The following is a 3,704-nucleotide window of genomic DNA, read 5'->3' as shown; positions in this document are numbered from 1 at the left end:
CGGCGGCCCAGCGCGCGGACCGCATCCAGCGTTTCCTCGGCGGCGTGAGCGTTGCGGACATAGGAAATGGCGATGTCATACCCGTCCTTCGCCAGCGCGCGGGCAATTCCCGCGCCGATGCCACGGCTGCCACCCGTTATGTATGCCACGCGGTTCGTCATTTTATTCCTCCCGGTATGTCCTGTGGTTTTCTCCTACAGCACGCGCCGCGCGGGGGAAAGAATGCACGCGGGCGGGGAAGGGACTTGATCACGCCTTCGGTGTTGTCTATAGCGTGCGTGTTCGCGCGTCCGGGCCTGTAGGGCATGCCCGGCCGCAATGTGGCGGCCTGCTTTCCATGCGTAATGGTGGGGCAGGGGGCCAACACGTTAACCCGAGGAGAAGAAAATGCCCAAGATGAAGACCAAGTCATCGGTCAAGAAGCGGTTCAAGATCACCGCGACCGGCAAGGTGCTGGCAGGGCCCGGCAACAAGCGCCACGGCCTGATCAACCGCTCGCAGAAGATGAAGCGCACGAACCGTGGTTCGCAGGTGCTGACGGAAATGGACGGCCGCACTGTGAAGCAGTGGGCTCCCTACGGTCTGGCATAAGGAGTAGCTGAGATATGGCACGTGTGAAACGCGGCGTAACCAGCCACGCCCGCCACAAGAAGGTTCTCGAACTCTCCAAGGGTTTCCGGGGGCGTTCCTCCACCAATTACCGCATTGCGCTGGAACGTCTGGAAAAGGCGCTGCGCTATGCCTACCGTGACCGCCGCAACAAGAAGCGTGAATTCCGCGCCCTGTGGATCCAGCGCATCAATGCCGCCGTGCGTGAGCATGGCCTGACCTACAGCCGTTTCATCAACGGTCTGGACAAGGCTGGCATCGAGATCGACCGCAAGGTGCTCGCCGCCATCGCCTTTGACGATGCGGCCACCTTCGCCGAGATCGTGAAGAAGGCCCAGGCCGCCCTGGCCTGAACCCTGTTCCACGCCCGTGTGGCGACAGGTCCACGAAACGGGTCGTCCGAACGGGCGGCCCGTTTTGTTTTTATGCAATGCCCGTGCCGCTTTTCTGGCTGGCGGCGGGCACAGTTTTATGTGCCGGGTCTGGCCCGCGCCGGTCGGTCGCGCCGGTGGATGGTCCTTGCCAGCCCGCCCGGCAAGAGCCTGCGCGAGGTGCTATGAGTGACGATCTCGAAACCCTGAGGGAACAGACGGTTCAGGCGCTTGCCGCCGCGACGACCTGCGTGCATGGGATGCGGTGCGCGTGGGCACGCTGGGCAAGTCAGGCCGGCTGACCGCGCTGCTCAAGGAACTCGGCGCATGACGCCGGATGAGAGACGCCAGCGTGGCGGCGCGCTCAATCGCCTGCGTGACGAGCTTTCCCGCATGATCGAGGCGCGTGGTCAGGAACTTGAAACCGCGGCGCTGAACGCCCGCCTCGCCGCCGAGCGCGTGGACGTGACCCTGCCCTGCGCGCCACAGGCGGACGGGCTGCTGCACCCCATTACCCGCAGCATCGAGGAAATGATCGCCATTTTCGGCGCCATGGGCTTCCAGCTTGCCGAAGGCCCGGACATCGAGAGCGACTGGCACAATTTTTCGGCCCTGAACACACCCGCGCACCATCCCGCCCGCACCGATCAGGATACGTTCTATCTGCCCGCCGAGGTCGAGGGCCAGCCCGAGCGCGTGCTGCGCACCCAGACATCGGGCGTGCAGATCCGCACCATGCTGGGCAAGGAGCCGCCCATCCGCATCATCGCGCCGGGCCGCACCTATCGCGCCGACCATGACGCTACCCATTCCCCCATGTTCCACCAGTGCGAGGCTGGTGATCGAGAAGGGCATCACGCTCGGTCATCTCAAGGGCTGCCTGTCGGATTTCCTGCGGGCGTTTTTCCAGATCCCGGACCTGCCGGTGCGCTTTCGCGCTTCCTATTTCCCGTTCACCGAACCCTCGATGGAAATCGACATCGGCTGGTCACGCAGGACGGGCCAGATCGGCACCGGGGGCGACTGGCTGGAAGTGCTGGGCGCGGGCATGGTTCACCCGCGCGTGCTGGCCAATTGCGGGCTGGACGCGCGTGAATGGCAGGGCTTTGCCTTCGGCATGGGGATCGAGCGGCTGACCATGCTGCGCCATGGCATTCCGGACCTGCGCTCGTTTTATGAAAGCGATGTCCGCTGGCTGCGCCATTACGGCACGTCCCCCCTGTCTCCCGCCCTGCTGCACGAAGGTCTGTGATCGATGAAGTTCTCCCTGTCATGGCTGCGCGAACACCTTGAGACCCCGGCGACGCTGGAAGAAATCTGTGCCACGCTGAACACCATCGGCCTGGAAGTGGAAGGCGTGGAGGACCGGGGCGCCGTGCTCGCCCCCTTCCGCACCGCCCGCATCATCGAGGCCGCCCAGCACCCCAATGCCGACCGCCTGCGTGTCTGCCAGGTTGATGCGGGCGCGGGGTTCGAGCAGGTGCAGGTTGTCTGTGGCGCGCCAAACGCACGCACGGGGCTGCATGTGATCTTCGCGCCGCCGGGCACCTTCATCCCCGCCAGCGGCATCACCATCAAGGCGGGCAAGCTGCGGGGAGAGGAAAGCGGCGGCATGCTGTGTTCGCTGCGTGAACTGGGTCTGGGCGCGGAAAGCGACGGCATTGCCGAACTGCCCGACGATACGGTGCCCGGTCAGTCCTACGCCCTGTTCGCTGATCTGGATGACCCGGTCATTGACATCGCCATCACGCCCAACCGTGGCGACGCGCTGGCCGTGCGCGGTATCGCGCGCGATCTGGCGGCGGCGGGCCTTGGCGAACTCCGGCCCTGGATGACCGAGGCGGTCGAGGGGCGGTTTGAAACCCCCATCAACTGGCGCATCACCTACCCGAGGCCTGCCCGTGGGTTCTGGGGCGCAGCATCCGTAACGTGCGCAACGGGCCAAGCCCGGAATGGCTAAAGCGCAGGCTGGAATCCATCGGCCTGCGCCCGGTTTCGGCGCTGGTGGACATTACCAATTTCTTCGCCTTTGACCTGGGCCGCCCGCTGCATGTGTTCGATGCGGACAGGCTGATGGGGCATGAACTGACCATCTGCCGTGGGGCGGGTGAGACCTTCACCGCGCTGGATGGCAGCGAGCATGTCATGACGCCGGATGACTGCGTGATTGCCGATGGCCGGGGCGTGCAGTCACTCGCCGGGATCATGGGCGGGGCGGAAAGCGGTGTCAGTGATACGACCACCAACGTGTTCGTGGAATGCGCGCTGTTCGATCCGGTGGCCATCGCGCTGGCCGGGCGGCGGCATAACCTGCATTCCGACGCCGCCAGCGTTTCGAACGCGGCGTGGATCAGGCCCTGCCGCCCGCCGCGCTGGAAGCCGCGACGCGGATGATCCTTGAACTCTGCGGTGGTGAGGCGGGGAGTGTCGTCGCGGCGGGGCAGGAGCCCGCGTGGCGGCGGCAGGCGCATCTGGAATTCGCGCGGCTGGAAACGCTGGGCGGCCTGACGGTCGCGCCGGATCAGGCCGTTCACCTGCTGGAGCGTCTTGGCTTTACGGTGTACGAGCGCGACGAGCGTCATGTCGTGGTGCAGGTGCCCTCCTGGCGTAATGACATCGCAACCCCGCTCGTGCTCGACCAGCAGCCCGGTCTGTCCCCCGCGCGTGCGCAGGCGGCGGCCGAAGGGGCGGCGGGCGATTGACCCGGAAGTGGACCTGATCGAG

3 protein-coding genes and 2 pseudogenes are annotated in these 3,704 nt (G+C 65.7%); 4 read left to right on the top strand and 1 reads right to left on the bottom strand.

Going from position 1 to position 3,704, the window contains the following annotated elements:
- On the bottom strand, positions 1-161 hold a 161-nt coding region (locus tag JCM25156_RS23665; protein ID WP_034959421.1), incomplete at its 3' end, for an SDR family NAD(P)-dependent oxidoreductase.
- Positions 162-387: 226 nt separating this feature from the next.
- Between JCM25156_RS23665 and rpmI the strand changes: the two genes are divergently transcribed.
- The 4 genes and pseudogenes from rpmI to pheT form a co-directional block, all read left to right on the top strand.
- Positions 388-591, top strand: a complete 204-nt coding sequence (gene rpmI / locus JCM25156_RS11085; protein ID WP_007400447.1) for a 50S ribosomal protein L35 — start codon at positions 388-390, stop codon at positions 589-591.
- Between the two features lie 14 nt (positions 592-605).
- Positions 606-962 (top strand): 50S ribosomal protein L20, encoded by a 357-nt coding sequence (gene rplT / locus JCM25156_RS11080; RefSeq protein ID WP_025813127.1) that lies wholly within the window; start codon positions 606-608, stop codon positions 960-962.
- 203 nt (positions 963-1,165) lie between these two features.
- A pseudogene (gene pheS, locus JCM25156_RS23660) lies at positions 1,166-2,232 on the top strand (phenylalanine--tRNA ligase subunit alpha).
- Between the two features lie 3 nt (positions 2,233-2,235).
- Positions 2,236-3,704: pseudogene (gene pheT, locus JCM25156_RS23655) on the top strand (phenylalanine--tRNA ligase subunit beta); the annotation flags it as partial.

This window comes from Komagataeibacter kakiaceti JCM 25156 (assembly GCF_000613305.1).
The sequence above is the reverse complement of the archived record's forward strand: the minus strand, read 5'-3'. Positions and strand labels throughout refer to the sequence as shown.